The following is a 26991-nucleotide window of genomic DNA, read 5'->3' as shown; positions in this document are numbered from 1 at the left end:
GGAGACCTCTTCAGTTATCGATCACCGCCACGCCGTGACCCCACCCGACCAACACCCACTTACGAAACGCGCCCTAGACAGCTCCACTCCACAACCGGAGGCCTTCGTCATCACGTCTATCTACGTCGTGTCGTCACACAACCTCAACCAACCTGCCTGGGCAGTACAGCTAGATCTCTAGCCGCAGTCCGGCCCATCGGTCGAGCCATCCCTTGACCTCCACGCGGCGCTGTACCTTCGCGCGGCCCGCTGCGTTGTCGAAGGCTGGAGAGGGGCGGACGACCATTCCCACAAGGTCAGCCAGCCCGTGGCAGGACACCAGGCGAACGGAGTCACCCCGAAGAGTAACCGCGACGCACGTCGCCGTTTCGGGCCAGCGCGATATCGCGTCCAAGACGGACGTGTAGGGCTCATCGCCATTGCGCAGATGCATCCGTGCTTGATTACGAATCTCCCACGGCACCCCAGGCAGGGCCGCCATGGCTCGGGCTTCGACGCGTGCGTCCTCGCGCGGGTCCAGCTTTTCCGGGTCGAAGTAGGCGACATCCACGTCGCGCTCCGGCGAGACCGGGAGGTTGCTGATCGCGTCCCAGACGCGGTTGCGTACGAAGCCGGCACCGATCCACCAGTCCGGTATTCCGAGGTCGGCCGTAGCCCGAAGGACTCTCATCGCTCCCGGGTCCGACTCGATCACGCCCACGACGTCCTGCGCGCTCATGACCACCCCAGGGACCCTAGGCCAGCGGACCGACGCACCGCTTGCGAGGCGGGGCAAAGGGGATCAGTTCGTCGTTGAGCGCGGAGCCACCCGGCTGGCGGTCGCGCTCACACCAGTTCGGCGATCACCGCGCGGACCATCCGGCGGCCGTGCTCGGCCATCCGGGGAAAGCTGTGCCGGTAGTAGTCGACGCCGGTCAACGACGGTGCGAGGGCCCAGCCGCAGGCGCGGCGCCAGGTGGCGTCGTCGTACCCGACTGCCTTCCGGTACGCGTCCCGCGCCGCGCCGGTGAAGGTCCAGAGGGCCGGTGCCACGTCCGGCGCCGGGTCGCCGACCCCGAGTGCGCCGAAGTCGACGACCGCGACCAGTCGGCCGGCGTCGGTGATCAGGTTGCCCGGCTGGAGGTCGCCGTGGATCCACACGGGGTCCCGGTCCCAGTCGGGAGCGGCGAGGCAGGCGTCCCACGCGGCCTCGGCCTCGGCCACGTCGAAGCCGTCGTCATGCTCGGCGAGGCGGGGCAGCACCCGGCGGACGCCCGCGTCGACGTGACGCAGTGCGGATCCGCGGGAACCCGGTGGCTTGACCAGGCCCCCGGCGGCCTCCACCCGGTGCAGGGCCCGGACGAAGGCCGCGACCTCGCGGGCCAGGGGTACGTCGTCGCAGCCGAGCCGGGGCGGCGTGTCTCCCGGGATCCACGGCACCACCGTCCACCGCCACGGGTACTCCGCGCCCGGCTCACCGAGGTGCATCGGAACGGGGATTCGTACGGGTAGGTGGGGCGCCAGCACGGGCAGCCATCGGGCGTCGGAATCGGCCTGGTCGACCGCCGTGGCAATCTTGGGCATCCGGGCGACGAGGTCGCCGCCGATCCGGAACAGGACGTGGTCGGTGCCCTCCAACTCCCCGGCCAGGGCCGTCACGGGAAGGTCGGCCCACTGCGGGCACTGGGCCGCCACCAGGCGGCGCACCTGACCGACGGTGGCGCGGACCTCGTCATCGTGGATGGGCACGACCGGCACGGTAGTGCGGCGGGGCCGCGCGGTGCCAACCGATTAGCCCGGCCACGCAGCCTGGCCGGGCTCGTACCCGTTGTAGCGAAGGGCCACCACAGGAGCGAGCCCGACCAGCAGGTCACCCAGGCCGTCGCAGTGCGAGCAGGCGAGCGCGACAGGGGGCCGCCGTAGTCATCGGCGGCCCCCTGTCGGGTCAGCTCGCGCAGACGGCGTACGCGCGCACCTTCCAGTTGCTGCTGAAGCCGTCCTCGTCCTCGGCGGCGGAGACGGTCACGGTGGTCGACGTGGTGGCCCGCATCTGGGTCAGGCGCACCTGCCCGTCGCCGCCGAGGATCTCGCCGCCCACCCCGTGGACCCGCTTGCCGGCGGGGCAGGTGGCCGTGATCGACCGGGTGGCGGCGGAGCTGTAGACGCTGTCGTCGATCACGCGCTGCTCGCCGGGCAGCGGGTCGGCGCAGATCGCGGTGGCGTCCAGCCACCACGTGTCGGCGAAGCCCGTGCCGTCCTCGGCGCCCGCCACGACGACGCTGTTCTGGTGGATGCGCAGGTCCTCCAGGACGACCTCGCTGTTCGCCGCCCCGACGACCGCGCCACCGACCCCGATGGCGTGCTTGCCGGCCGGGCAGGACTTCTCGAACCAGTTCGACGTGCCGAAGCTGGGCGCCGAACTGCCGGACACCATCACCAGACCGGCCGGCGGCGTGGCGCAGATCGCGTTCGCCGTGACCGCCCAGTTGCCGCCGACGCCGTTCTCGTCCTCCCGGCCGGTCACCGAGTACGCGTCCCCGCCGATCAGCGGCCGCATGATGTCCATGCCGACCTGCCCGAGGCCGGAACCGGTGATCGCGCCACCGCCGCCGATGACCTTGGTGCCGGCCGGGCAGGTCGTGTTCTGCGTCTTCGCGCTGCTGTTGCTGGGGCCGGTCGTCGTCTTGATGCTCAGGCCGGGCACCGCCGCCACCGGCCCGGCGAGGGCAAGCTGGCCGAGTACGAGCGCGCTCAGCGCGGCCCCGCCCACGGTGGCCGTCCGACGCGCCCAGCGGATGTTCTTCGATCCTTCTCGCATGGTGTCTTCCCTTCGGGTTGTTCGTCGCGATGACACCGGTAGGAGTCGGGGCGGGTCGGGATGCCAACAGAAACTCCGGAGAAAAAAGTTCCGCCGCTTTACTGGACCCTCGACGAGCAGCGAGGGACACGGATGGACACGGCGGCACAGGACGACTCCACACTGGTCGAGGCGCTGCGGCGCGGCGAGCGGGCCGGGCTGGAGGGCATGTACCGGCGCTACGCCGACCGGCTGTACACGTACGCCCGCACCATGCTGCGCGAACCGGAGGCCGCCGCGGACGCCGTCCACGACGCGTTCCTCGCGGCCAGCCAGCGCATCGGCCAGCTCCGGGAGCCCGACCGGTTGCGCTCCTGGTTGTACGCGATCGTGCGCAACGAGTGCCTCCGGCAGCTCCGGGACCGGTCCCGCTCCCTGCCGCTGGAGGAGGCCGACGAACCGGCGGCCGACATCGCCGATCCGGGCGCGGGCGTCAACGCCGAGCAGGTACGCGACCTGGTGCACACGGCGGTCGCCGCGCTGAACCCGGGCGACCGTGAGGTGGTCCACCTGGCGATCCGCCACGACCTGTCGTCCGCCGACATCGGCACGGCCCTCGGGGTGCCCGCGAACCACGCGCACGCCCGCCTGTCGCGCGCCCGCTCGCAGCTCGAACGGGCGTTGGGGGCGCTGCTGGTGGCCCGCACCGGGGCCCGGGACTGCCCGACCCTCGCCGGCCTGATCGACGGCTGGCAGGGCCGGCTCACCCCGACGCTGCGCAAGCGGGTCTCCCGGCACATCGAGAGCTGCGCGGTGTGCGGGCTGCTCCGGCGGGAACAGCTGAGCCCGGCCGCGCTGCTGTCGGCGTACACGGCACCGGCCTTCCTGGTCGCCGCCGACACGGTGTGGCCGCGACTGGCCGAGACCTGGGCGACCGGCGTCGGGGCCGATCCGGCGCCCGGCGCGGAGGCCGACCCGGCGGGTGCGGTCACGGCCGACCCCACGCCGGCCGCCCCGGCGCCGTCGGCCGCCCCGGCCGATCCGACGCTGTCCGCCGATCCGGCTGATCCGACGCCGTCCGCCGATCCGGCCGATCCGGCGTCGTCGGTCGATCCGGGGTCCTCGGGTGGTGTGGCGGCGGATCCGGACGGTGTGGTGGCGGCACGCGGTGCGGCGCATCCGGTGCGGACGACCTCGCCTGCGAACCGTAAGCGGCACCGTCGGCGGATGGCCGCGACCGTGGCGCTGCTGGTCCTCCTCGCCGCGCTCGGGACCTGGGCGCTGGCACCCGGGCGTCCGACCGCCGCGCGGGACGCCTCCGGCCAGCCGGTGTCGGAGACGCGCGGACCGGCGGCCGGCGCTCCGGCTACGCCCGCCGCCGCGCCGCCGTCGGCCACGAGCACCGGCACGCGGGCCGCCGAACCGCCGCCGGCCGGCGCCGCCGGTCCGACGCCCGGGCCCGTGGTCGCGCCGGGGGACGGTGACGGGTCCGCCCGGACCGACGCGCCCGACGCCGTGCCGGGTGGCCCCGCGCCGTCGCCGACCGGGGCGCCGTCCAGGCCTCCGGCCGTGCCCCGGCCGACCGCCGCACCGCAGGTCGCCGCGGCGTTCACGGTCTCCGCCACCGCCCACGTGCGGTGCGGCTCCGACACGTACACCCTCGTGGTGCAGGCCACCGGCAGTGCCGCGCTCGGCGGCGCCGAGGTTCGCTGGACGCCCAGCGGGGGCAGGACGTCGGTCCGGGCGATGACGGTGGACGGTTCGGCCGCTCGGGTGAGCGTCGGGCGGCTGCGCGCGCCGACGTTGACCTGGTCGGTACGGGCGACCGCCGGGGACGGTCGCACGGCACAGAGTCCGACCTACACGGTCACCGACCCGTGCGTCCGGCCGGGCTGACCCGGCGCCGGCACGGACGTCGGCGGCGGATGAGCGCCGGTCGGAACCGGCAAGCAGAACGTGAGTCCTGTTTGTCCTTGCCGGACGGTCCGGGCCGGACGGCTGAAATACGGTGTCAGGGTGACGCTGAGACTTGAGTCGATGACCGTCGAGCAGTACCTCCGGTACCGGCAGCAGGCGGAGGCGAGCTACGCGCGGAACATCGCCGACTCCGGCGCGATGCCGGCGCCGGAGGCCGAGGCGAAGGCGCAGGAGGACTACGCGAAGCTGCTGCCCGACGGTCTGGCGACGCCGGGGCACCACTTCTGGACGGCCTACGACGGCGACGACGAGGTCGGCATGCTGTGGCTGCACGTCGAACAGAAGTCGGACGGTCCACACGCCTTCGGCTACGACTTCAAGGTGCGGCCGGACCTGCGGCGCAGGGGCTACGGGCGGGCCATGCTCCAGGCCGTCGAACAGCGCTGCCGGGAGTGGGGGGTCCGCTCGATCGGCCTGAGCGTCTTCGGCTTCAACCTGCCGGCGCGCACGCTCTACGAGCAGATGGGCTTCGAGGCGACCGCGATCCAGATGCGCAAGCGGCTGTAGCCCGCCGGGGCCGTCACCACGGGGAGAAGCGCCGGACGGCCCGCGGACGTCGTACGGCCGGGGTTGGATGGTGCGGTGAGCTACGCGGAGGTCCACGGGCTGCGCCTGTGGCACGAGGAGCACGGCACCGGCCGCCCGCTGCTGTTGCTGCACGGCGGCTTCGGGTCGGTGGAGATGTTCGCGGCGGTCCTGCCGGCGCTGGCCGCGCGCCGACGGGTGATCGCGGTCGACCTCCAGGGCCACGGGCGCACCGCCGACGTGGACCGCCCGCTGCGCTACGAATCGATGGCCGACGACGTCGCCGCGTTGATCGACCAGCTCGGCCTGGCCGAGGCCGACGTGATGGGCTATTCGCTCGGCGGCGGCGTGGCGTTGCGTACGGCGATCCAGCACCCGGCGCTGGTCCGCCGGCTGGTCGTCGTCTCCGCGCCGTGCAGGCGGCAGGGCTGGTATCCGGAGGTGCTGGCGGGCATGCCCGAGCCCGACGAGGCGGCGGGCGAACGGATGCGCGGCACCCCGCCGCACGAGCTCTACGCCCGCATCGCACCCCGGCCGGGGGACTGGGCGCGGCTCTGGGCGAGGACCGGCGAGCTGCTGCGGCGCGACTACGACTGGTCGGCCGAGGTGGCCGCCCTCACCGTGCCCACCCTGCTCGTCTTCGCCGACGGCGACTCGGTCAGCTGCGCGCACATGGTGGAGTTCTTCGGGCTGCTCGGCGGCGGCCACCGGGACGCCGGCTGGGACGGCACCGACCGGCCGGCGTCCCGGCTCGCCGTGCTGCCGGGGCTCACCCACTACGACATCGTCGCCTCGCCGGCGCTGCCCGCCGCCGTCCTGCCGTTCCTGACCCATCCGGTGTCGCCGCCCGGCTGACGCCGACGTCGAACGGCTACGCGGCCTCGGGGCGGGCGTAGTGGAGGATGACGACCCCGCTGGCGAACGGGCGGGTGTCGACCAGGTCGAACCGGCGCGGATCGAACCCCCGGGCGGTGAGCGGGATGCCGCTGCCGACCACGTACGGATTGAGCTTGATGATCAGCTCGTCGACCTCGGGCAGGAGCTGGCCGGCGAGCTGGGCGCCGCCGCAGAGCCAGATGTCGCGGCCGGGTCGACTCTTCAGCTCCCGGACGAAGTCCACCGGGTCGGTGGAGACGATCTCCACCTCCGGCTCGGCGGCCGGCGGCAGGGTGCGGGAGAAGACGTACTGCTTCAGGTGCGCGTACGGGCTCGTGACGCCCATCTTCAGCGCCGGGTCGTAGGTGGCCCGGCCCATCACCACCGCGTCGAAGCGGCCCGTCGGCTCGTCGATGCCGAACTGCGGGTGGGCGAACGTCGGGAGCGTCTGGGACCAGTCGGCCGCCAGGTGGGCGGCCAGGTCGGGGTCCAGCGGGAAGAAGTCGTACGACCCGTCGGGGGCGGCGATGAAGCCGTCGAGGGTGCTGGCGACGTAGTACACGAGCTTGCGCAAACCGTTCCCCAATCACTACTGATGTCGTGGATGAAGTTACTACACACGTAGTGGTTGTTGCTACGGTGTTCTCATGGCGAGGAACGTGGAACGACGGGCGGCGCTGGCCGACGCGGGGTTGCGGGTGCTGGCGGCCACCGGGGCGCGGGGGCTCACCCACCGGGCGGTCGACGCCGAGGCGGGGGTGCCGACCGGCACCGCCTCCAACTACTTCCGCTCCCGCGACGCGCTGCTCGGCGCCCTCGGCGAGCGGATCATGGAGCGGTTCGCCCCCGACGAGCAGGTCCTGGCCGAGCTGGGCGCCCGTCAGCCGTCGCTGGAGCTGTTCACCGACTACCTGCGCTACATCGTCGAGCGGACCACCCGGCAGCCCGACCTCACCCGGGCCCTGATCGAGCTGCGGCTGGAGGCGGCCCGCCGGCCCGACCTGGCCCGGATCCTCGGCGACACCCTGCGTCGGGGCTACCGCGACGACGTCGCGTTCCACCTCGCCTCCGGCTTACCGGGTGGCGCGTTCGAGGTCGCTCTGCTGCACTACGCCGTGGACGGGCTGCTGCTCGATCTGCTCGGCACGTCCATCGAGGCGGGATTCGACCCCGACGACGTGGTCGTGGCGTTCGTGTCCCGGCTGGTCGGCGGTGTCGACCGGTGATTCCGACACAGGGGAGGCGTGGTGGAACTGGTGCCGATGACGGCCGAGGAGTTCGCGCGGGTGCGGGAGCCGCTCGTGCGCTCGTACGCCGAGGCGATGACCGCCGACCGCGGCCTCCCCCCGCCCGCGGCCCTGGAGCGGGCCACCACCCAGCTGCGCGAACAGCTCCCCGACGGCGTCGACAGCGCCGGTGCCCTGCTCCGCACCGCCAGGGTCGGCGACGTCGAGGTGGGGTGGATCTGGGTCGGGCTCCCCGGCGGCCCCGCCGGGCCGCACACCGCGTGGCTCAACAACATAGAGGTGCATCCCGGACATCGCCGACGGGGGTACGGGCGGCGGATGATCCAGCTCATGGAGGCGGAACTCGCCACCCTCGGGGTGCCGGAGCTGGGCCTGAACGTCTTCGGGTCCAACACCGGGGCCATCCACCTCTACCACAGCCTCGGCTACCGGGTGGCCGCCCAGCAGATGACGAAGCGGCTGCCACCGGCCGGCTGAGCCGCGTCAGGAGTGTTCCTCCGCCCAACGGGAAACCCACCGCGTCACGCACCTGGGGAGGAGCGACGGATGACGCATGGCGGCGGACTGACCATCGGTGTGCTCGGCTCGTACGGCGGTCGCAACCTCGGTGACGAGGCGATCCTGAGCGGCCTCCTGACCGACCTGCGCGAGCAGGAGCCGAACGGACGGATCATCGTCTTCTCCCGCAACCCCGAGCACACCCGCATCGCCCACCCCGACGTGGAGGCGGTGCCCTGGGAGGGGGTCAGCCGGACCGACTCGGCGCTCGTGCTGGCTCAGCTCGACGTGCTGATCCTCGGCGGCGGCGGCATCCTCTACGACCGGGAGGCCCGCCGCTACCTGCGGGTGGTCCGGGTCGCCCAGGAGCGGGGCCTGCCGCTGCTGACGTACGCGGTGGGGGTCGGGCCGCTCAGCGAGGGCGTGGACACCGGCATGGTGCGGGAGACCCTGGCCAGCGCCACCCAGGTGACCGTACGCGACCAGGAGTCCCGGATGATGCTGGAGGAGGCCGGGCTGCTCAACCCGATCACCGTGACCGCCGATCCGGCGTTCCTGATCGAGCCCGAGGACTTCCCGGCGGCGCTGCTGCGCGAGGAGGGCGTGCCGGCCGGCAAGCGGCTGGTCGGGATGAGCGTACGGGAGCCGGGCCGGGCCGCCGAGCGGCTCGACGTCGACGGCTACCACCGCCTGCTCGCCCAGATCGGCGACTTCCTGGTGCACCGGATCGACGCCTACGTGCTCTTCGTCCCGATGGAGCGCGACGACATCCGGCACTCGCACGGCGTCCTGTCGCACATGGTCGCCGCCGAGCGGGGCCGGATCCTGCACGGCACCTACTCGCCCCAGCAGGTGCTCGGGCTGATGCGCCACTTCGACCTGGCCGTGGGCATGCGGCTGCACTTCCTGATCTTCGCCGCGATGGCCGGCACGCCGTTCCTGCCCCTGCCGTACGCCGGTAAGGTCTTCGACCTGGCCCAGCGGCTCGGGGTGCCGGCGCTGCGCGGCGTGGAGCGGGAGGTCGAGGGGCCGCTCCTGGCCGAGGTCGACCGGCTCTGGGACGAGCGGGACAAGCGGGCCGAGGCCACCGCCCGGCGGGTGGCCGAGGTGTGCGACGAGGCCCGGGGGACCTCGCAGGTCACCCGCTCCGTGCTGGACAGCCTGCGGGCGCGCAGGCTGACCCCGACGGGCTGACCCGCCGGCTCAGACCGCCGGTCCGCGCCAGCGGTAGCGCCACCGGTCGGGCTCGACGTCAACGGACTCCAGCTCGTAGATCTCCGCCTCGGCCAGCCCCTTCGCACCGAGGTGGTGATGCGTCAGCGGCGGGCGGCCGTTGGGGTCCAGTTCCACGGTGACGGTCTCGCCGTCGGCCACGCCACCCACCAGGGGGATCTCTGCCGTTGATGCCATGCGCCCATCCTGCCCCGCCCGGGGAGAGCCCGCAGCGGATAGCGGGGCAGCGGGCCGGGACGTCCCGGCACTAGGGTCTGTGGATGGCGGAGATGGCGATCGATCCCACCCTCGGCCCCGTGCTGGCCCGCACCGGCGACGAGCGGGCCGTGCTCGAGTCGTTCCTCGACTTCCACCGGGGGGTGCTGCTGCGCAAGCTGCGCGGGCTCTCCGACGCCGACGCGGCCCGCCGGCTGGTGCCCTCGGCCACCACCGTCGCCGGCCTCGTCAGACACCTGACGCTGGTCGAACGGAACTGGTTTCCGTGCCTGCTGGCCCCCGGCCCGGGCGACGTCTACCTCACCTCCGAGGAGGACGCGCTGGCCAGCTTCACGCTCACCGACGACGACACCGTCGAGCGGCTCGCCGCCGCGTACGAGCAGGCCTGCGCCCGGTCCCGGGAGGTCGCCGGCCGGTTCGGCCTCGACCACGTCGTGCCGCACCCGCAGCTCGGCGAGGTGTCGCTGCGCTGGATCCTGGTGCACATGATCGAGGAGACCGCCCGGCACGCCGGGCACGCCGACATCCTCCGCGAGCTGACCGACGGCGCCACCGGCGCGGTCTGACCGCCGTGCCGGTCCGATCCGGTCCCGCCGCCGGGCTGCGGCGTCAGCGACGCGGCAGCAGGCCGGGCGGATACTCCATGCCGTCGTGGGTGCAGGCCGCAGCGGCGACCCGGGCCGCGTACGACGCCGCGTCCGTCAACGCCGCGCCGCGCAGCCGCCCGGCGATCACGCCCGCCGCGAAGGCGTCCCCCGCCCCGTTCGTGTCGACGACCGGTGCTGGCGGCGCGGCGGCGGGCACCGGCGTCGGGTCGCCCGCACCGTGGTGCACCTCGGCGCCGTCCGCGCCCCGGGTCACCAGCACCGTACGCGGCGCCAGGGCGGTGGCGAGCGCGCCGGCCCCCGCGCCCAACCGAACACCACTGACGAAGACGACGTCGGCCACCTCGGCGAAGGGCCGATGGTAGGCGTTCGCCCCGTCCCAGTCGTGCAGGTCGGTGGAGAGGGCGACCCCGTCGGGCAGCGCGGCGCGCAGGGCGGGCAGCAGGGGCAGCGTCCAATCCATGATTGACAGGTGGACGTGGGCCGCCCGCCTGGCCAGCGCGGTCACCTCGCCCGCCGGGAACGGGGGCGGCCCCTGCCAGGGGCGCGGGTCGTAGAGCGACATGCGCCGTCCGGCCGGGTCGACCAGGTTCACCGACCGCCGGGTGCCGGCCGGGGCGTCGCCCAGCACGGCGTGCACGCCGGTGCGGGCCAGCGCGGCCCGGACCACGTCACCGGCCGGGTCGGCGCCGATGACGTCGATCACCGCCACGCGCAGCCCGAGCGCGTGCCCCGCGAGCGCCACCCCGGCGCCGGTGTTGCCGATCCGCAGGTCGATCGGGTCGACGGGGACGGAGTCGACGGCCGGCAGCGGGATCGCGGGCACCCGCACCCGCACGTCGACGCCGAGACCGCCGATCACGAGGAGGTCGTACACGCGCCGACCCTACCGTCGGCGCACCACGGGCCCGGCCTCCCGGCCGTCGCCAATCGGGGCGGCCCGTCGGTGCGCTGGTCGGGGCCGCCGGGACCGGACCGATATCCTCGCCGGGGTCGTCGCGAGGAGGGGAACGCGTGCTGGTCGTCCACGGGGTCTGGCGCTCCGGCGTCGGGCTCGTCGTCTGGGCCGAGGACAGCACGCTGCCGGTCCACGCGTCGCGCCGCCCGGGCCGGGCGCCCCGGGAACGGCCGCACCCGTTCGCCGCCGACCACGCCACGCTCGCCGCCGCGCTGGCCGCGACGGCCGAGCCGACCGACCTCGGCACGGCCCTGCTTACCCTGCCCACCCGGGCCGGCGCGCCGCTGGACTCGCCGGAACTCGTCCGTCCCGAGGTCGCCGGCGCGGCCCGCGGGGCGGTCACCCTCGCCGGGTGGCGGGTCCCCGTCCTCGGGTACGCCCCCGACGCCGCCCTGCCCCTGCTGCGCGGCCTCGACGCGTTGGCCGCCGTGCCGGGCGCGACCCTGCGCCACCTCGCCGAACTCGCCGACTTCGCGGTGGACCTGACGGCCCGGGGCCGGGTCCTGCCGGGCCTCACCGAGCCGTCGCAGGAGCGCGCGGACCGTGCGGTCACCGCCCGGGCGGTGTGGCGACCGCTGCTCACGGGCACGGACGCCGCGTGGGCCCGGGCGCTGGCGCTGGCCCTGCCCCCGGCCGCCCGTGCCGCCACCGGCCCCGACGCGCCGGGCCGTCCCGGTGCCGCCGCCGGCACGGGCACGCCGTCCGGACCGGACACCGCGCCGGGCGCGCTGGTCGCCGACGCGCTCGACGCGCTCGCCGACGCCGCCGTCCGGGCCGCCCTGGCGGAGACCGCGCTGGCCCGGGGCGTACGACCGAACGGCGCCGTGCCGGCCTGGCTGGCCGCGCTCACCGGGCCGGTGCGGGAGTTCGCCGCCGACCCGGCCGGGCTGGACACCCTCCGCGCCGAGCTGGACGCCTGGCAGCGCGACGCGGCCGGCGGCGCGGTGCGGGCGAGCTTCCGCCTGGTCGAGCCCTCGGCCGACGAGGTCACCGAGCCGGTCGTCGTGGTGCCCGCCGACCCGGCGGCGACGGTCGCGACGAGCGGCTCGTGGCGGGTCGAGTTCGGCCTCCAGGCCGCCGACGAGCCGAGCCTGCACGTGGACGCCGGGCAGGTGTGGCGGGCGCCGGGGACCGTCGCCGGACTGGCCGGTCGCGGCGACGACCCGCAGGAGACGCTGCTGGCCGAGCTGGGCCGCGCCAGCCGGCTCTGGCCGGAGCTGGACACCGCCCTGCGTACGGCCACCCCGGAGGCCCTGGAGTTGGACGTCGAGGGGGCGCACCGGTTCCTGCGCGAGGGCGCCCCGGTGCTGCACGCCGCCGGGTTCGCCGTGCTGCTGCCCTTCTGGTGGCGGCGCCCGTCGTCCCGGCTCGGCGCCCGGTTGCAGGCCCGCAGCCGGACCGCCCCGGGCACCGTCGCCACCAGCTCCGGCGGCGTCGGGCTGGACGCCCTCGTCGACTACCGCTGGGAGGTGTCCCTCGGCGACCAGCCGCTCACCGCCGAGGAGCTGGCGTCGCTGGCCGCGCTGAAGACGCCGCTGGTGCGGCTGCGCGGGCGGTGGGTGGAACTGGACCCGAAGCGGCTCGCCGCCGGCCTGCGGCTGCTCCGCTCCTCCGGCGAGCTGACCGTCGCCGACCTGCTGCGGCTCGGCCTGACCGACGCCGGGCAGCCGGACGCGCTGCCCGTGCTGGAGGTCAGCGCCGACGGCGCGCTGGGCGACCTGCTCGCCGGGGCGGTGGAGCGGCGGCTCACCCCGCTGGACCCGCCGCCGGCGTTCCACGGCACGCTGCGGCCGTACCAGCGGCGGGGATTGGCCTGGCTGGCGTTCCTCCAGTCCCTGGGGCTCGGCGGGGTGCTCGCCGACGACATGGGGCTGGGCAAGACGGTGCAACTGCTCGCCCTGCTCGCCGCAGACCCGCCGGACGCCGGCCCGACCCTGCTGGTCTGCCCGATGTCGCTGGTCGGCAACTGGCAGCGCGAGGCGGCGCGGTTCACGCCGGGGCTGCGCGTACACGTGCACCACGGCGCGGAACGGGCGCGGGGCGAGGCGTTCGGCGCGGCCGTGCACGGCGCGGACCTGGTCCTCACCACCTATTCCGTCGCGGCCCGCGACGCGGTCGACCTGGCCGGCATCGACTGGCGGCGGGTGGTCGTCGACGAGGCCCAGGCGATCAAGAACGCCGCCACCCGGCAGGCCGAGGCGGTCCGCGCGCTGCCCGCCCGCCACCGGATCGCCGTCACCGGCACGCCGGTGGAGAACCGGCTGGCGGACCTGTGGTCGATCATGCAGTTCGCCAACCCGGGCCTGCTGGGACCGGCGGCGACCTTCCGCAAGACGTACGCCGAGCCGATCGAGCGGCACGGCGACGCCGAGGCGGCCGAGCGGCTGCGCCGGATCACCGGCCCGTTCGTGCTGCGCCGCCTCAAGACCGACTCCTCGATCATCTCGGACCTGCCGGAGAAGCTGGAGATGGAGGTGCTCTGCAACCTCACCGCCGAGCAGGCCTCGCTCTACCGGGCGATCGTCGACGACATGATGGCGCGGATCGAGTCCAGCGACGGCATCGAGCGCCGTGGGCTGGTGCTCGCCGCCATGACCCGGCTCAAGCAGGTCTGCAACCACCCCGCGCAACTGCTGCGCGACGGCTCGGCGCTGCCCGGCCGCTCCGGCAAGCTGGCCCGCCTGGAGGAGATCCTGGACGAGGTCCTCGCGGCGGGGGAGCGGGCCCTGCTCTTCACCCAGTACGCCGAGTTCGGCGGCATGCTGCGCGGGCACCTGTCGGCCCGGTTCGGCCGGGAGGTGCTCTTCCTGCACGGCGGGGTCGGCAAGGCCGACCGGGACGCCATGGTGACCCGGTTCCAGTCCCCCGGGGGACCGGCGATCTTCGTCCTGTCGCTCAAGGCCGGCGGCACCGGACTCACGCTCACCGAGGCCAACCACGTGGTGCACGTCGACCGGTGGTGGAACCCCGCCGTCGAGGATCAGGCCACCGACCGGGCGTTCCGGATCGGCCAGCGGCGCCGGGTGCAGGTCCGCAAGTTCGTCTGCGCCGGCACGGTGGAGGAGAAGGTGGCGGCGCTGATCGCCGACAAGCGGAGCCTCGCCGCCTCGGTCGTCGGCACCGGCGAACAGTGGGTCACCGAGCTGTCCACGACGCAGCTGCGCGAGCTGTTCACCCTGGAGGCCGGGGCGGTGGTGGAGTGAGCGGGCAGCCGGCGGATGGCAGCGGGGGGAGCGGCCGCTTCGCCGACTACGGCCGGCCGCGCCGGGTCGACGGCGGCCTGAGGGCGCGCAGCACCCGGGGCGCCATCGGCCGGTCCTGGTGGTCGCGGCGCTTCCTGGAGGTGCTGGAGTCCTTCGCCCTCGGCACCCGGCTGACCCGCGGCCGGTCGTACGCGCGGGCCGGCCAGGTGATCCGCCTGGACGTCGCCCCCGGCACCGTCCACGCCGAGGTGCAGGGCTCGCGCGCGCAGCCGTACGAGGTGAGCATCGCCCTGCCGCCGTTCCCGGAGGCGCTGTGGGCCCGCGTCGAGGCGGAACTGGCCGCCCAGGCGTTCTTCAGCGCCCGGCTGCTCGCCGGCGACCTGCCCCCGGAACTGGAGGAGCTGTTCGCGGGCGCCGGCGCCCCACTCTTCCCCGCCGGCGTCGCGGAACTGCGTCAGCGGTGCAGCTGCCCCGACTTCGCCGTTCCCTGCAAGCACCTCGCGGCCACGTTCTACCTGCTCGCCGAGGCGTTCGACGCCGACCCGTTCCAGTTGCTGCACTGGCGGGGCCGCAGCCGGACGCAGCTGCTCGACCGGCTGCGCGTCCTGCGCGCCGGCGCCGCACGCGTCGACGACCGGCCGGAGGCGAACGGTGCCCGGCCACCGGCCGTGCCGTCCGACGGTGTCGTGCCGCCGGCCCCACCGTCCACGACGGACGGTGCCGCACCGGAGGCGGTGCCGCCCATGGCGGACGGTGTCGTACCGCCAACCCAACCATCCACGACGGACGGTGCCACACCGGCGGCTGTGCCGCCCACGGCGGACGGTGTCGTCTCCACGACCATGCCGGCCACGACGGACGGTGCCGGGCACGGCGGTGCGGACCGGGCCGGACCGGACGCCGGCCAGGGCACCGTGGACGTCCCGCCGGTCGGCGCGGCCCGGGCGCTCGCCGGCCTGCCGGCGGCACCGCTGGCCGAGGCGGTCGACCGGTTCTGGCTGCCGCCGGTCCCGCTACCCGACCGGCCACCCAGCCTGTCGACCGGGCCGGACCTGCTGCTGCGGCAGCTCGGCGCGCCGGCCCCCGCCATCGGCGGGCCCGGCCTGGTCGAGCGGCTGCGGCGGGCGTACCGGCTCCTCGCCCGGTGAGGGCGTACGGGACCCCGGCTCACAGCCAGCGGCGGCGGAACCGCCACATGAGTGCCGCGTTGGCCACCAGGACCACCGCGCAGACGGCCCCGGCCAGCCGCCCGGCCAGCACGGTCATCGCCGGCAGCGACGCCCACAGCACGATCGTCAACAGCATCAGCCATCGGCCGCGACGGGCCCGCGCCCGGTTGTCGAGCCGGGCGAAGAACGCCGGATCACTCTCCCGGAGCTGACGGGTGATCTGCTCGAACCTGCGCTGATCCTCTTTGCTGAGCATGTGCCTTCCCCTCACGTGTTCAGCGGTTCGGCGGCATACCCGCTGCGGCGGCGGCTCACGCTCCCGTCCTGCTGCTACTTTGCGCGTCCGGCCGGCGCCGGCCCCGGCCACGCTGGGCCGTGCCGCCGGAGAGCGGGGAGCGCCTCAGGGCAGGCTTAGCCGAACCTTAAATTTGCCTGTGCCGATACAGGTGCCGTCCCGTGCCGGTCCGGCCGGAATCGTCGCGTCCGGGCCGTGCCGTGCCGCGTACGCCCTGCTCGCGAGGTCCGTGCCGGGCCGCGCGGAAATCCAGGGCCGCCGACCCGCGCTGAGCGGCGCCTTAAGTGCCCTCCCGGGGGCTTCCGGAGCTGCTTGAAGGCACCTGAACGCTTCATTACCTTCCGGTGACAACCCCCTCAGGCACCAGCCGCCGCACCTGCACCCCGTGCCCGGTGCCAGTCGTCGCGGCGCAGCAGAAACGGATTGGTACATGGCCGACCAGAATGTGCCACCACGTCGACCGCGGGACGACCGCGGATGGGACGGGCGTCAGTACCCCGCCGCCGACGCCCACCCCTCCACCCCGTACGGCCACGAGGCGCGCAGCCCGCACCCCGCCGACCCTCGGGGGCAGTACGCCCACGCCGGGCAGCCGGCCGCGCGCGGCCCGCAGTGGGTGGGCCCGGACGGCTTCGCCCGGCAGGCCGGCCCTCCGCCGGCCGGCCCGGGGCTGCCCAACCTGGACGACGGCGACGAGCCGGGCCGCAAGGTCGGCCGTCGCAAGGCCCTCGCGGCCCTCGGCGGCACCGCGGCGGTGGTGGCCGGCGGTGCCGCCCTCGCGATGACCCCGCAGATCCGCAGCCTCTTCGGCGACGAGGCGGTGGCCGCCGACGCCACCGGCACCACCGTCACCGACGGCACCCCCGCCCGCCCCAGCGGCCAGCAGCCGAGCACGGTGCGCACCTACACCGAGCAGAACGAGAGCTACATGGGCTCCCGGGCCGGCGAGGCGTTGAAGAAGAACGCCCCGGCCGGCGGCCGGACCTTCTCCGGGCCGGCGGCCGCCGCCGCGGAGACCAAGGTGACCGTCAAGACGGTGCTCGCCAAGGACCCGATGCTGCACCTGGCCCGGCGGGCCACCTTCGGCGCCACCCCGCAGGTCCTCGCCGAGATCAAGGATCGGGGCATCGACGGCTGGCTGCGCTGGCAGCTCGACCCCGACAAGATCGCCCCCACGAAGGCCGAGCTGAAGCTCGCCGAGCTGCCGACGCTGAAGCTGGGCACCGCGCAGCTGCGCGAGCAGCGCGACCAGCTCAACGAGCGCGGCGCGCAGCCGGAGAAGGAGATGGTGGACGCCACCGTCGCCCGGCAGATCTGGTCGAACCGGCAGCTGTTCGAGGTCATGGTCGACTTTTGGAACGACTTCCTGCACGTCGCCGCGGACTTCGACGGCGGCGAGGTCTACCGCGCGTCCTTCGACCGGGACGTCGTGCGGGCGCACGCCCTCGGCAGCTACCCCGAGATGCTGCTCGCCGCGAACCGGCACCCGGCGCTGCTGCTCTACCTCAACCAGAACGACTCCCGCGCCGACGCGGTCAACGAGAACCTGGCCCGGGAGAACCTGGAGCTGTACTCGGTGGGCGTCGACGGCGGCTACACCGAGAAGGACGTCCGGCAGGCGGCCCTGCTCCAGACCGGTCGCGGCGTCAGCGACGGCAAGTACGTGTTCCGTCCCGAGCGGCACTACGTCGGCAAGGTGAAGGTCCTCGGCTTCACCCACGCGAACAACTCGAAGGACCCGAAGAAGGCCGAGGCGGCCATCGACGCGTACCTGACGTACATCGCGCTGCACCCGTCGACCGCGAAGTACGTGGCGCAGAGCCTGGCCACCCGGTTCGTGTCGGACACCCCGCCGAAGTCCCTGGTGGAGCGGCTGGCGAAGTCGTACAGCATGAACAAGGGCATGATCAAGCCGGTGCTGATGACGCTGTTCAGCTCCTCGGAGTTCTGGGCGGCGGTGGGCCAGAAGGTACGCCGGCCGATGGAGTACCTGGTCGCCACGTACCGGGCCCTGGGCGTGTCCCCGGAGGCGTCGCCGAGGCACGACAACGGCGACAGCAAGCGCACCCCGTACGCCCGGGGGCTGCGGCAGGTCCACGACAAGATGCGCGAGCTGGGCCAGTACCCGATGGGCCAGCCCACCCCCGACGGCTACCCGGACGTCTATGTGGCCTGGACCTCCGCCGGCACCATGGTCAACGGCTGGAACGAGGCGGGCGAACTGCTCGCCGGCCGGCGTACCGTCTTCACCTACACCCCGCCGGAGAAGCTGGTGGCCCGGCCGCCCGCCACCGCCGGCGCGTACGTGGACGCGCTGGCCCTGCGGCTGGTGGGTCAGAAGCTGAGCGCCAGGGAGCGGTCCCTGATCCTCGGCGTGGCCGGCGTGTCGGCCGGCGACAGGGTCGACGCCACGTTCGACGGGGCCGTCACCGCCGTAGCGCGGGCGATCCTCGCTTCCCCCCAGCACCACCTCCGGTGAGGCACCCGATGGAGAAGACTGTGCACACGTTTCCCCTGCACCCCGAATGCCCCGACCTGCGGCGACTGGCCGACGACCCGGCCGAGGCGCTGCTGCGGGCCGAGGCCGACATCGTCGCTGCCGAGAACGCCGCCGAGGCCGACCGCTACCGGCGGCTGGAGGACCTGGAGGAGGCCCAGCAGGACGGTCGCGGCGTGACCCGGCGGACGTTCGTGGCCGGCGCCGCCGCCACCGCCACCGCCCTCGCGACGGCACAGTTCGTCACCACCTCGGCCTCGTTCGCCGCCACCAAGACCGGCACGCTGATCCACGTCTTCCTCTACGGCGGGCTGGACGGGCTGAGCCTGGTCGCCCCGGCGGACGACCCGGTGCTCGCCAAGGCCCGCCCCGACCTGCTGCTCGGCGACGACTCCCTGGCGGTGGGGCGCGGCTTCAAGCTGACCAGCGCGTTCAAGCCGCTGGAGAAGTGGCTGAAGAGCGGCAACCTCGGCTTCGTCCCGGCGGTCTCCGACGAGCGGCTCTCGCGCAGCCACTTCCAGGCCGCGGACGCCTGCAACCTCGGCGGCCTGCCCGGCGAGACCGGCGGCCGGGGCTGGCTGGACAGCCTGGTCGACGCGCTCGGCACGGGCACCGCGTTCCGCAGCGTCGGCATCGGCAGCACGCTGCCCCGCTCGCTGGTCGGCAACAACGGCGCGCTCTCCCTCAACAACGTCGGATCGCTGCGGCTCAACGGCGACGACCGGTACCGGGCCGCGACCGAGAAGGCGATCAAGGGGCTCTTCACCGGGATCAACCACCCCGTGCAGGAGGCCGTGCAGGACGGCCTGGGGGCGCTGGCCACCGCGCAGCGTCTCGCCGCGAAGCCGTACCAGGCGGCCGAGGGCGTCGAGTACAAGGGCGTCGGCAACGCGTTCCAGCAGCTCGCCCAGCTCATCAAGGGCGGGGCGAACGTCCGGGTCGCCACCGTCGGAATGGGCGGCTACGACACCCACGAGAACCAGGGCACCCGCGACGGCGGTCAGCTGCACCGGCGGCTCAACGAGCTGGCCAGCGCCATGGCGGCGTTCTTCACCGACCTCGGGGAGAAGTCGGCCGACGTGACCATCATGGTCTCCAGCGAGTTCGGCCGGCGGGTCGCCTCCAACGGCGGCGGCACCGACCACGGCCACGGCGGCGTGGTCACCGTGCTCTCCGGCCGCAAGCTCGCCGGCTCGCTGCTGGGCACCTGGAACGGCCTGGACGACCTGGACTCCGGCGACGTGCCCGAGTACAACAACATGTTCAACGTCTACGGGGCCGTCGCGCAGGGCCGCTTCGGGCTCACCAATGCGGAGGTGGACAAGATCTTCCCCCGGCAGAAGTACCGCCCGATGAAGCTGTACGCGTGACGTACCCGCGCACCCACGCCGCCGGCCGCCGCGCCGGGACGACCCCGTCCCGGCGCGGCGGCCGGCCGGCTGCGGACGTACGCCCGCTGGTGCCGCCGCGACGCGGACCCGGCGGCCGGCGGCTGCTGGCCGCGTTGCTCGTCGTCGGCCTGCTCGCCAGCGTGCTGCCCTGGTGGCTGGACACCCCGCCCGGATCGCTGCGCACGACGGCCGCCACCCTCACCGCCGCCGGCCGGATCACGGGACTGGTCGCCGGCTACCTGCTGCTCGTGCAGGTGCTGATGATGAGCCGGCTGCCGATCCTGGAGCGGTGGGCCGGCGGCGAACGCATCGCCCGCTGGCACCGCGACGTCGGGGCCACCCTGCTGGTCGCCGTGCTCGCGCACGCGTCGCTGATCCTCGTCGGCTACGCCGACCTGGAGGACAACCCGGTGCTCACCGAGGCCGGCGTGCTGCTGCGCGACTACGAGGACATGGTCTCCGCGTTCGCCGCCGCCGGGATCCTGGTGCTGGTCGGCCTCACCAGCGTGCGGGCGATCCGGAGCGCGCTGCCCTACGAGCTGTGGCACGCCCTGCACCTGTCGAGCTACGCGGTGCTGCTGCTCGGCTTCGCCCACCAGTTCAGCAACGGCGCGCAGCTGTTCCGGCCCGGTCCGGTCCGCACCGGTTGGATCGCGATGTACGCGCTGGTGCTCGCCGCCCTGCTCTGGGGCCGGGTGCTCGCGCCGGTGGCGTTCAACCTGCGGCACCGGCTGCGGGTCGCCGACGTGGTCGCCGAGAGCCCGGACACGATCTCGATCTACCTGACGGGGGAGCGGCTGGAGCGGCTGGAGCTACTGGGTGGGCAGTTCTTCCGCTGGCGCTTCCTCGCCCGGGGCTGCTGGTGGCAGGCGCACCCGTTCTCGGTCTCCGCCGCCGTCAACGACCGCTGGCTGCGGCTCACCGTCAAGGTGGTCGGCAGGCACACCGCCGACCTGCGCGATCTCGAACCGGGCACCCGGGTCTGGGCGGAGGGCCCGTCGGGCACCTTCACCGCCGCCCACCGCACCCGCGAACGGGCCCTGCTGATCGCCGGCGGCAGCGGGATCACCCCGATCCGGGCGATGCTGGAGGAGTTGCCGCCCGGCGCCGCGCTGATCTACCGCGCCCGTACGCCGGCCGACGTGCTGCTGCACCGCGAGTTGGACTGGCTCGCCGAGGCCCGGGACACCGCGATCTGGTACGTCGTCGGTTCCCGCCACGACCCCGGCCCCCGCCAGGTCATGAGCCCGGACGGGCTGCGCCGGCTGGTCCCGGACGTCGCCCGGCGCGACGTCTACCTCTGCGGGCCGCCCGGCCTGGTCGAGCAGTCGCTGCGGGTGCTCCGCGAGGCCGGCGTGCCCCGCCGGCAGATCCACCTCGCCACGTTCGAGCTGTAGGAAGGCTGCCATGCGTCGCGCCCTGCTCGCCATCACCGGCCTGGCGGCCGGCACCACCGCGATGGTGGTGCTGAAGGGCTCGCCGGGCACCAGCCCGGTCGCTCAGGACCTGCCGGCGGCGCCCGTGCCGGTGACCCCCGCGCCGGCCGGCCCGGCCCCGACCGGCGGCGAGGTCTCCGCCGCGCCGTCGCCCAGCCGCACCGTCGCGTCCCCCCGGCCCGGCCGCACCGTCACCCGGCCCCCGGCGAGCCGGCCGAGCCCCACCACCCGGGCGCCCTCCGCGCCGCGCACCACCACCAAGCCGCCGCCCGCGCCGACCACCCGCACCGTCACGGGGCCGGTCGTGGAGAACGAGTACGGCAACGTCCAGGTGCAGATCACCCTGCGCGGGACGCGGATCGTCGACGTGGTGGCCCTGGAGCTGCCCGAGGAGACCGCCCAGTCCGACCAGCGCAGCGAGCAGGTCGACGGCCGCTACAGCGGCACCTCGGGGCTGGTGGTGCAGCGGCAGAGCGCCGACGTGGACACCGTGTCCGGGGCGACCGCCACCAGCACCTCGTACCGGCAGTCGTTGCAGGCCGCGATCGACCGGGCGAACTGACGTGCCGGTGTCGGCGGCGGGGTGGCGCGGGCCGGGCGGGTGTCCACCGGCGACCAGGCCGGGGCTGCGCCGGGTCGAGCAGGTCATGGGTACCGCCATCAGCCTCGACCTCGCCGACGACCTGCCCGTCGCCGAGCTGGACGGGCTGGCCGGGGACGCGTTCGCCTGGCTGCGCGAGGTCGACGCCCGGTTCAGCACGTACCGGGCCGACAGCGAGGTGTGCCGCCTCGACCGGGGCGAGCTGCCGCTCTCCGCGGCCGGCGCCGACCTGCGGGACGTGCTGGCGCGCTGCGCCGAGCTGTGGAGGGTCACCGACGGCTTCTTCGACGCGTACGCCACCGGGCGGCTCGACCCGTCCGGCTACGTCAAGGGCTGGGCGGTGCAGGTCGCCTCGGACCGGCTGCTCGCGGCCGGGGCGGCGAACCACTGCCTGAACGCCGGCGGCGACGTGCGGGTACGCGGCCGCTCCCACACCGGGCGACCCTGGCGGATCGGCGTGCGGCACCCGTGGGACGCGATGTCCACCTGTCTCGTGCTGACCGGCACCGACCTGGCCGTTGCCACGTCCGGCGTCTACGAGCGCGGCCACCACGTGCTCGACCCGCGCCGGGGTGTGCCGGCCCGGGGGCTGCGTTCGGTCACCGTGGTCGGGCCGGATCTCGGGCTGGCCGACGCGTACGCCACCGCGGCCGTCGCGATGGGTCCGGCCGGCGTCGGCTGGCTGGACGGCCTGCCCGGCCACCAGCACGCGGTCGTCACCGACGACGCACGGCTGCTGCACTCCACCGCCCTGCCCCTGGCCGGCTGAGGGTCAGCGGAAGGGGCGGGTGGTGGCGGGTCGGGAGCCGAGGGGCCGGGGGCGGCCCGGTCGGGAGCCGGCGGGCCGGGTGACCGGCCAGCGGCGGTGCGGCCGGTGGTGCCGTGGTGGCGGCTCCGTGCCGTCCGGCTGGCGCGCGGTGTCGTCGGTGGACATGTAACCCCCGCTCCCGGCGCGGGTGCGCCGTCGCCGTACCCAACGAGCGCCGGCCCTCCGGCGTCGCTGTCGAGCCGCCGTCACATGCCCCGGCGCGGCAGCGGCAGGTGCCCGGGGATCAGGTCGGAGGTGACCGTGACGCCGGTGGCCCGCAGGGCCTCGATCAGCGCGTTCTGCACCAGGTAGGAGTCGGGCAGTTGCCAGCGGGCCTGTTCGGGCGCGACCGCCCAGCGCACGGTGCCCTCCGGCAGCCGGGTCGGCGGGGCGGGGATCCACGAGCCCGGGCCGTGCCGGACCACGTGGAAGCAGTGGTCGAGTTCGGGGCGCAGCGGGTCGCCGGGGCGGACCAGGAACATCCAGCGGCCGGTCGGGGTCACCAGCACCGGCCCGCGTACGCCGACGCCGGCCGGGTGCGTGCGGACCGCGTCCAGCACGTGCCGGCCGAGGTGCGTGGGCACCTCCAGCACGTCGAACGCCCGCCCGGTGGGCAGCAGCACGCCGTGGGGTCGGGTGCGCCACCAGGTCGCGACGCGCGCCGGGTCGGCGCTGGCCGCGTGCTCCCAGTTCTCCAGCGCGGGATGGCAGCCGACCGTGGGGCAGCCGGCCCGCCCGCACACGAAGCGGCTACGGGCCAGGCAGGCGCCGGGGGTGACGTCCCAGCCGTGCAGGGCGTACCGCACGGCCACCCGCCGCAGCCGCACCCGCTCCATCGGGGACAATTGAACGACGCGCGGCGCGACATTTCCCCACATGTGCCATCTCCCCTCGCCGGACCCCGGCCGGTGCCCAGGTCGCATGTCGAGCACCGTCACTGCCGTAACCCGCGATCGTTGAGCTGACGAACGGCTGATGCAACTTGCACGAAAACTACGAGGACTGGCTGTATGGCTGACGCACACGCTGTGCGACCAGCGAAACCTGAGGCGTACGGATCGCCACGCCGGGCGACCGGCCGGCACGCCCGCTCGAGCAGGCACAAGGGGAGGCACGGGTAGATGGACGAATTACCCATCGGGCGACGGGTGGCCTACTGGCGGGGGCGGCGCAAGATGTCGCAGCAGGTCTTCGCGGACCGCCTGGGCAAGTCGAAGAGTTGGGTGGACAAGGTCGAGCGCGGGGTGCGCCGGCTGGACAAGTTCTCCGTCCTCTACGAGATCGCCGACATCCTCCAGGTCGACGTGCAGCTGCTGCTCGGCAAGGACCCGGAGCGGCGTACGGACGCGCTGAACTGCATCGACCAGGTGGAGGTGCAGGAGATCCGGGCGGCCCTGGAGCGGTACGACTCGATGAGCGCGTACTTCGACGCCGCCCCGTACCCGCCGCCCCTGGCCGACATGCGCAAGGCCGTCAACCACGCCTGGCTCACCTACCAGTACGGCCGGTACGGGATGCTCACCCGGGCGCTGCCGAAGCTGCTGCGCGACGCCCAGGCCGCCGACGCCGGTCACGCCGGCGATCCGGCCCGCGAGGCGGCCCACCTGCTCGGGCAGGTCTACCAGATCGCCTCGTCGGTGCTGCGCAAGCTGGGCGAGTGCGAGCTGGCCTGGCTGGCCGCCGACCGCTCGATGGCGGTCGCCCAGCGCGCCGACGACCCGCTGCTGGCCGGCATCGCCACCACCCGGGTCTGCAACGCGCTGGTGGCCATGGGCCGGCCCCGCCCCGCCCTCGAACTGAACGTCACCATCGCCAACCGGCTCGCCCCCGGCGGCGGCAACGAGGCGTCCCCGGCCCTGCTGTCGGTGTACGGGATGCTGCTGCTCCAGGGGGCGATGGCCGCCGCCCGGATCGGCGACTGCGCCACCGTCGACGACCTGATCAACGGCGCGCAGGAGGCGGCCACCCTGCTCGGTGGCGACCACAACCACTACTGGACCTCGTTCGGGCCGACCAACGTGGAGCTGCACCGGGCCGCGGCGGCGGTCGAACTGGGCGACGGCGGCCGGGCGGTGGAGGTGCACCGGAACCGGATCCAGGAGCCGGCGTTCAACGCGCTGCTGCCGGAGCGCCGGGCCCACCACCTGCTCGACATCGCCCGGGGCTTCGCCCACGTCGGCGACGTGGCCAACGCCGGCGAGATGCTGCTGCGCGGCGACCGCCTCGCCCCGTCCGAGATCCGGTGCCGGCCGATCGCCCACGAGGTGATGTCGGACATCCTGCGTCGCACACGTGGTGCGCCGCCTTCTCCGATTGCGGAGTTGGCTGAGCACATGGGAGTAGGGGTATGAGCGCGGAGCCGGCCTGATGACCGGCCCGCACCCGAGCAGCGAGCGCCGCGAGGTGCTCTACGTCATCGCCTGCGGTTCGCCGCTGGCCCGCCACGTCGGCCGGCTCGTCGAGCTGGCCCACCAGGACGGCTGGGACGTCTGCGTGGTCACCACGCCGGACGGCGCCAAGTTCGTCGACCGGGCCGCGCTGGCCCGGCAGACCGGCCATCCGGTCCGCACCCACTACAAGAACCCGGGCGACCTCGACGTGCTGCCGCAGGCGGACGCGATGATCGTCTGCCCGGCGACGGTCAACACCGTCAACAAGTGGGCGGCCGGCATCACCGACACACTGGCCCTCGGGCTGCTGGTGGAGGCGCAGGGCATGGGCGTGCCGGTGGTGGCGGTGCCGTACACGAACGTGGCGATGGCGGCCCACCCGGCCTTCCAGGCCGGCATCGCCCGGCTCGCCGAGTGGGGGGTGACGGTGCTGTTCGGCGATCACGTCATCCCGTTGCACCCGCCCGGCACCGGCGAACGGCACGTGGCCGCCTTCCCGTGGGCCCTGGGCCTGGCGGCCGTACGGGAGCGGCTCTGCCCCGTCGCCTGAACGCGCGCCGGAAGGTCCCGGGTCGACGCACGGCGTCGGCACGGGACCCTCCGGCGCGCCCGGGGAGCGGCGGGACACGCCGCCGCGTCGGTGGGGGAGGGCCCCGGCCACGTCCCGCGCCGGTAAGCTGGCCCGCCGTGAGCACCAACGCAGCCCCGCCGACCGTCGCCGACGTCGTCGCCGAGCTGGAGCGGCGCTATCCGCCGGCCTGGGCCGAGGACTGGGACCGCGTCGGGCTGGTGCTCGGCGAGCCGTGTGCCCCGGTACGCCGGGTCCTCTGCGTGGTCGACGTGGTGCCGGAGACGGTCGCCGAGGCGCTCGACGCCGGCGTCGACATGATCGTCGCCCACCATCCGCTGCTGCTGCGCGGTGTCTCCTCGGTGGCCCCCACGACCTACAAGGGCCGCATCGTCCACCGGCTCATCAAGTCCGACGTGGCGCTCTACGTCGCGCACACCAACGCCGACGTGGCCGCCCCGGGCGTCTCCGACGCCCTCGCCGCCCGGTTCGGGCTGACCGGGCTGCGCCCGCTGCACCGTCCCGCACCCGGCTCGCCCGCGCAGGGCGACGGCCGGGGGATCGGCCGCATCGGCGAACTGCCGGAGCCGATGACGCTCGCGGAGCTGACCCGGCACGCCGCCGCCGTGCTGCCCGCCACCACCTGGGGAGTTCGCGCCGCCGGGGATCCCGGGCGTATGGTTCGTACCCTCGCGGTCAGCGGCGGCGCGGGGGACGGCTTCCTCGCCGACGCGACCGCGGCCGGGGTGGACGCGTACCTCACCGCAGACCTGCGTCACCACCCGGCCGGCGAGCACCTGGCCGCCGACGGCCCGGCCCTGCTCGACGCCGCCCACTGGGCGACGGAACGACCGTGGCTGGACGACCTGGCCGCTCTCCTCCGGGAGGCGACGGGTGTCGAGACGCTGGTGTCCGACCTGGCCACCGACCCGTGGACCGTACACGCCGCCCCACCCGCGGTGGACGACAAGGAGCCCCGACCGTGAAGGCTGACCCCAAGGTCCAGCGCCGCCTGCTCGACCTCCAGGCCATCGACACCTCCCTCGCCCAGCTCGCCCACCGCCGCCGCGCGCTGCCCGAGCGGGCCGAGCTGGACGCGCTGGCCCGGGAGCTGTCCGCGCTGGAGGACGAGCGGGTCCGCGCCCAGGTGGCTGTCGACGACCTGGACCGGGACATCGCCCGCATGGAGAAGGACGTCGACCAGGTGCGGGCCCGCAAGGCCAAGAACGAGGCCCGGCTGGCCGCCGGCACCGGCCCGGCCCGCGAGCTGGAGGCCCTCCAGCACGAGCTGGTCTCGCTCAACCGCCGCCAGGGCGACCTGGAGGACGCCGAGCTGGAGCTGATGGAGCAGCGGGAGACGGCCCAGGGCGTGCTGGACGGCGTGGAGAAGCGGCTCGCCGAGGTGCGGGAGAAGCGTGACGACGCCGAGCGCCGCCGCGACGAGAGCCTGGCCGAGATCGCCAAGGAGGAGGAGTTCAAGCGCGGCGCCCGCCAGCCGCTCGCGGCCGACCTCCCGGCCGACCTGCTGGGGCTGTACGACAAGATCCGCGAGGACACCGGGCTCGGCGCGGCGCTGCTGACCGCCGGGCGCTGCGGCGGCTGCCGCCTGGAGCTGTCCGGCGCCGACGTGGCCCGCATCCGCAAGACCGACCCGGACGAGGTCGTCCGGTGCGAGGACTGCCGTCGGATCATGGTCCGCACCAACGAGTCCGGTCTCTAGCC

26 protein-coding genes are annotated in these 26991 nt (G+C 74.5%); 18 read left to right on the top strand and 8 right to left on the bottom strand.

What is annotated here, in order from left to right; genetic code table 11:
• Window positions 1-169: 169 nt before the first annotated feature.
• The 3 genes from AC5L34_RS14880 to AC5L34_RS14870 all read right to left on the bottom strand — a co-directional run bounded on the left by AC5L34_RS14880 (window position 170) and on the right by AC5L34_RS14870 (window position 2797).
• Window positions 170-718 carry a nucleotidyltransferase family protein gene (locus AC5L34_RS14880; protein WP_363900379.1) on the bottom strand — a complete coding sequence of 183 codons (549 nt, stop codon included), beginning with the start codon at window positions 716-718 and terminating at the stop codon, window positions 170-172.
• Window positions 719-825: 107 nt separating this feature from the next.
• Complete coding sequence (locus tag AC5L34_RS14875; RefSeq protein WP_441175010.1) at window positions 826-1728, bottom strand: aminoglycoside phosphotransferase family protein; 903 nt, start codon at window positions 1726-1728, stop codon at window positions 826-828.
• Window positions 1729-1924: 196 nt separating this feature from the next.
• On the bottom strand, window positions 1925-2797 hold the full coding sequence (locus AC5L34_RS14870; protein WP_441175009.1) for a hypothetical protein: 873 nt from the start codon (window positions 2795-2797) through the stop codon (window positions 1925-1927).
• Window positions 2798-2929: 132 nt separating this feature from the next.
• Between AC5L34_RS14870 and AC5L34_RS14865 the strand changes: the two genes are divergently transcribed.
• The 3 genes from AC5L34_RS14865 to AC5L34_RS14855 all read left to right on the top strand — a co-directional run bounded on the left by AC5L34_RS14865 (window position 2930) and on the right by AC5L34_RS14855 (window position 6133).
• The gene (locus AC5L34_RS14865) at window positions 2930-4672 is read left to right on the top strand and encodes an RNA polymerase sigma factor (RefSeq protein ID WP_494825348.1); all 1743 of its coding nucleotides are present in this window, start codon (window positions 2930-2932) and stop codon (window positions 4670-4672) included.
• A gap of 120 nt (window positions 4673-4792) precedes the next feature.
• On the top strand, window positions 4793-5260 hold the full coding sequence (locus AC5L34_RS14860; RefSeq protein ID WP_494825346.1) for a GNAT family N-acetyltransferase: 468 nt from the start codon (window positions 4793-4795) through the stop codon (window positions 5258-5260).
• Between the two features lie 75 nt (window positions 5261-5335).
• Window positions 5336-6133, top strand: a complete 798-nt coding sequence (locus tag AC5L34_RS14855; RefSeq protein WP_357659506.1) for an alpha/beta fold hydrolase — start codon at window positions 5336-5338, stop codon at window positions 6131-6133.
• A 16-nt stretch (window positions 6134-6149) separates the two neighbouring features.
• On the opposite strand, the gene AC5L34_RS14850 is transcribed toward AC5L34_RS14855, so the two are convergent.
• On the bottom strand, window positions 6150-6728 hold the full coding sequence (locus AC5L34_RS14850) for a dihydrofolate reductase family protein (RefSeq protein ID WP_441175006.1): 579 nt from the start codon (window positions 6726-6728) through the stop codon (window positions 6150-6152).
• Between the two features lie 73 nt (window positions 6729-6801).
• Between AC5L34_RS14850 and AC5L34_RS14845 the strand changes: the two genes are divergently transcribed.
• From AC5L34_RS14845 to AC5L34_RS14835, 3 genes are all read left to right on the top strand, one after another.
• Entirely contained in the window at window positions 6802-7380 is a 579-nt protein-coding gene (locus AC5L34_RS14845; protein WP_494825343.1) for a TetR/AcrR family transcriptional regulator, read from the top strand.
• 21 nt (window positions 7381-7401) lie between these two features.
• The gene (locus AC5L34_RS14840) at window positions 7402-7878 is read left to right on the top strand and encodes a GNAT family N-acetyltransferase (protein WP_494825341.1); all 477 of its coding nucleotides are present in this window, start codon (window positions 7402-7404) and stop codon (window positions 7876-7878) included.
• Window positions 7879-7947: 69 nt separating this feature from the next.
• Window positions 7948-9093: a polysaccharide pyruvyl transferase family protein gene (locus AC5L34_RS14835; protein ID WP_441175004.1), complete on the top strand. Its 1146-nt coding sequence runs from the start codon at window positions 7948-7950 to the stop codon at window positions 9091-9093.
• Window positions 9094-9102: 9 nt separating this feature from the next.
• Here the strand turns inward: AC5L34_RS14835 and AC5L34_RS14830 are convergent, their stop codons facing one another.
• Window positions 9103-9309, bottom strand: coding sequence for a DUF8847 domain-containing protein (locus tag AC5L34_RS14830; RefSeq protein WP_363900404.1), 207 nt, complete (start codon window positions 9307-9309; stop codon window positions 9103-9105).
• Between the two features lie 83 nt (window positions 9310-9392).
• Between AC5L34_RS14830 and AC5L34_RS14825 the strand changes: the two genes are divergently transcribed.
• The gene (locus AC5L34_RS14825) at window positions 9393-9914 is read left to right on the top strand and encodes a DinB family protein (RefSeq protein WP_441175003.1); all 522 of its coding nucleotides are present in this window, start codon (window positions 9393-9395) and stop codon (window positions 9912-9914) included.
• Window positions 9915-9957: 43 nt separating this feature from the next.
• On the opposite strand, the gene AC5L34_RS14820 is transcribed toward AC5L34_RS14825, so the two are convergent.
• Window positions 9958-10830 (bottom strand): carbohydrate kinase family protein, encoded by an 873-nt coding sequence (locus AC5L34_RS14820; RefSeq protein ID WP_441175002.1) that lies wholly within the window; start codon window positions 10828-10830, stop codon window positions 9958-9960.
• Between the two features lie 137 nt (window positions 10831-10967).
• Here AC5L34_RS14820 and AC5L34_RS14815 point away from each other — a divergent pair, with 137 nt between their 5' ends.
• Window positions 10968-14114 carry a DEAD/DEAH box helicase gene (locus tag AC5L34_RS14815; RefSeq protein ID WP_494825337.1) on the top strand — a complete coding sequence of 1049 codons (3147 nt, stop codon included), beginning with the start codon at window positions 10968-10970 and terminating at the stop codon, window positions 14112-14114.
• A complete protein-coding gene (locus AC5L34_RS14810; RefSeq protein WP_494825335.1) occupies window positions 14111-15262 on the top strand; it encodes an SWIM zinc finger family protein in 1152 nt (383 codons plus the stop codon). The genes AC5L34_RS14815 and AC5L34_RS14810 overlap by 4 nt, the downstream gene beginning before the upstream one ends.
• A 19-nt stretch (window positions 15263-15281) precedes the next feature.
• Here AC5L34_RS14810 and AC5L34_RS14805 read toward each other — a convergent pair whose 3' ends face one another.
• The gene (locus AC5L34_RS14805; RefSeq protein WP_121400370.1) at window positions 15282-15539 is read right to left on the bottom strand and encodes a DUF3040 domain-containing protein; all 258 of its coding nucleotides are present in this window, start codon (window positions 15537-15539) and stop codon (window positions 15282-15284) included.
• A gap of 469 nt (window positions 15540-16008) precedes the next feature.
• Here AC5L34_RS14805 and AC5L34_RS14800 point away from each other — a divergent pair, with 469 nt between their 5' ends.
• From AC5L34_RS14800 to AC5L34_RS14780, 5 genes are all read left to right on the top strand, one after another.
• Window positions 16009-18057 (top strand): DUF1800 domain-containing protein, encoded by a 2049-nt coding sequence (locus tag AC5L34_RS14800; protein WP_441174999.1) that lies wholly within the window; start codon window positions 16009-16011, stop codon window positions 18055-18057.
• 20 nt (window positions 18058-18077) lie between these two features.
• A complete protein-coding gene (locus tag AC5L34_RS14795) occupies window positions 18078-19445 on the top strand; it encodes a DUF1501 domain-containing protein (RefSeq protein ID WP_250100959.1) in 1368 nt (455 codons plus the stop codon).
• The gene (locus AC5L34_RS14790; protein ID WP_494825334.1) at window positions 19442-20863 is read left to right on the top strand and encodes a ferredoxin reductase family protein; all 1422 of its coding nucleotides are present in this window, start codon (window positions 19442-19444) and stop codon (window positions 20861-20863) included. The genes AC5L34_RS14795 and AC5L34_RS14790 overlap by 4 nt, the downstream gene beginning before the upstream one ends.
• A gap of 10 nt (window positions 20864-20873) precedes the next feature.
• Window positions 20874-21464 carry an FMN-binding protein gene (locus AC5L34_RS14785; protein WP_494825333.1) on the top strand — a complete coding sequence of 197 codons (591 nt, stop codon included), beginning with the start codon at window positions 20874-20876 and terminating at the stop codon, window positions 21462-21464.
• Window positions 21465-21549: 85 nt separating this feature from the next.
• Window positions 21550-22272, top strand: a complete 723-nt coding sequence (locus AC5L34_RS14780) for an FAD:protein FMN transferase (RefSeq protein WP_441174996.1) — start codon at window positions 21550-21552, stop codon at window positions 22270-22272.
• 245 nt (window positions 22273-22517) lie between these two features.
• Here the strand turns inward: AC5L34_RS14780 and AC5L34_RS14775 are convergent, their stop codons facing one another.
• A complete protein-coding gene (locus tag AC5L34_RS14775) occupies window positions 22518-23189 on the bottom strand; it encodes a bifunctional DNA primase/polymerase (protein ID WP_494825332.1) in 672 nt (223 codons plus the stop codon).
• Between the two features lie 243 nt (window positions 23190-23432).
• On the opposite strand from AC5L34_RS14775, the gene AC5L34_RS14770 reads away from it, so the two are divergent.
• The 4 genes from AC5L34_RS14770 to AC5L34_RS14755 all read left to right on the top strand — a co-directional run bounded on the left by AC5L34_RS14770 (window position 23433) and on the right by AC5L34_RS14755 (window position 26989).
• Window positions 23433-24662 (top strand): helix-turn-helix domain-containing protein, encoded by a 1230-nt coding sequence (locus tag AC5L34_RS14770; RefSeq protein WP_441174994.1) that lies wholly within the window; start codon window positions 23433-23435, stop codon window positions 24660-24662.
• Between the two features lie 16 nt (window positions 24663-24678).
• Window positions 24679-25251, top strand: coding sequence for a flavoprotein (locus AC5L34_RS14765; RefSeq protein WP_441174993.1), 573 nt, complete (start codon window positions 24679-24681; stop codon window positions 25249-25251).
• A 137-nt stretch (window positions 25252-25388) separates the two neighbouring features.
• Complete coding sequence (locus tag AC5L34_RS14760) at window positions 25389-26255, top strand: Nif3-like dinuclear metal center hexameric protein (protein WP_441174992.1); 867 nt, start codon at window positions 25389-25391, stop codon at window positions 26253-26255.
• The gene (locus AC5L34_RS14755) at window positions 26252-26989 is read left to right on the top strand and encodes a zinc ribbon domain-containing protein (RefSeq protein WP_363901202.1); all 738 of its coding nucleotides are present in this window, start codon (window positions 26252-26254) and stop codon (window positions 26987-26989) included. The genes AC5L34_RS14760 and AC5L34_RS14755 overlap by 4 nt, the downstream gene beginning before the upstream one ends.
• Window positions 26990-26991: the final 2 nt, after the last annotated feature.

It is taken from the genome of Micromonospora sp. ZG13 (assembly GCF_059359355.1).
This window is presented reverse-complemented; position numbering and strand designations above follow the sequence as displayed.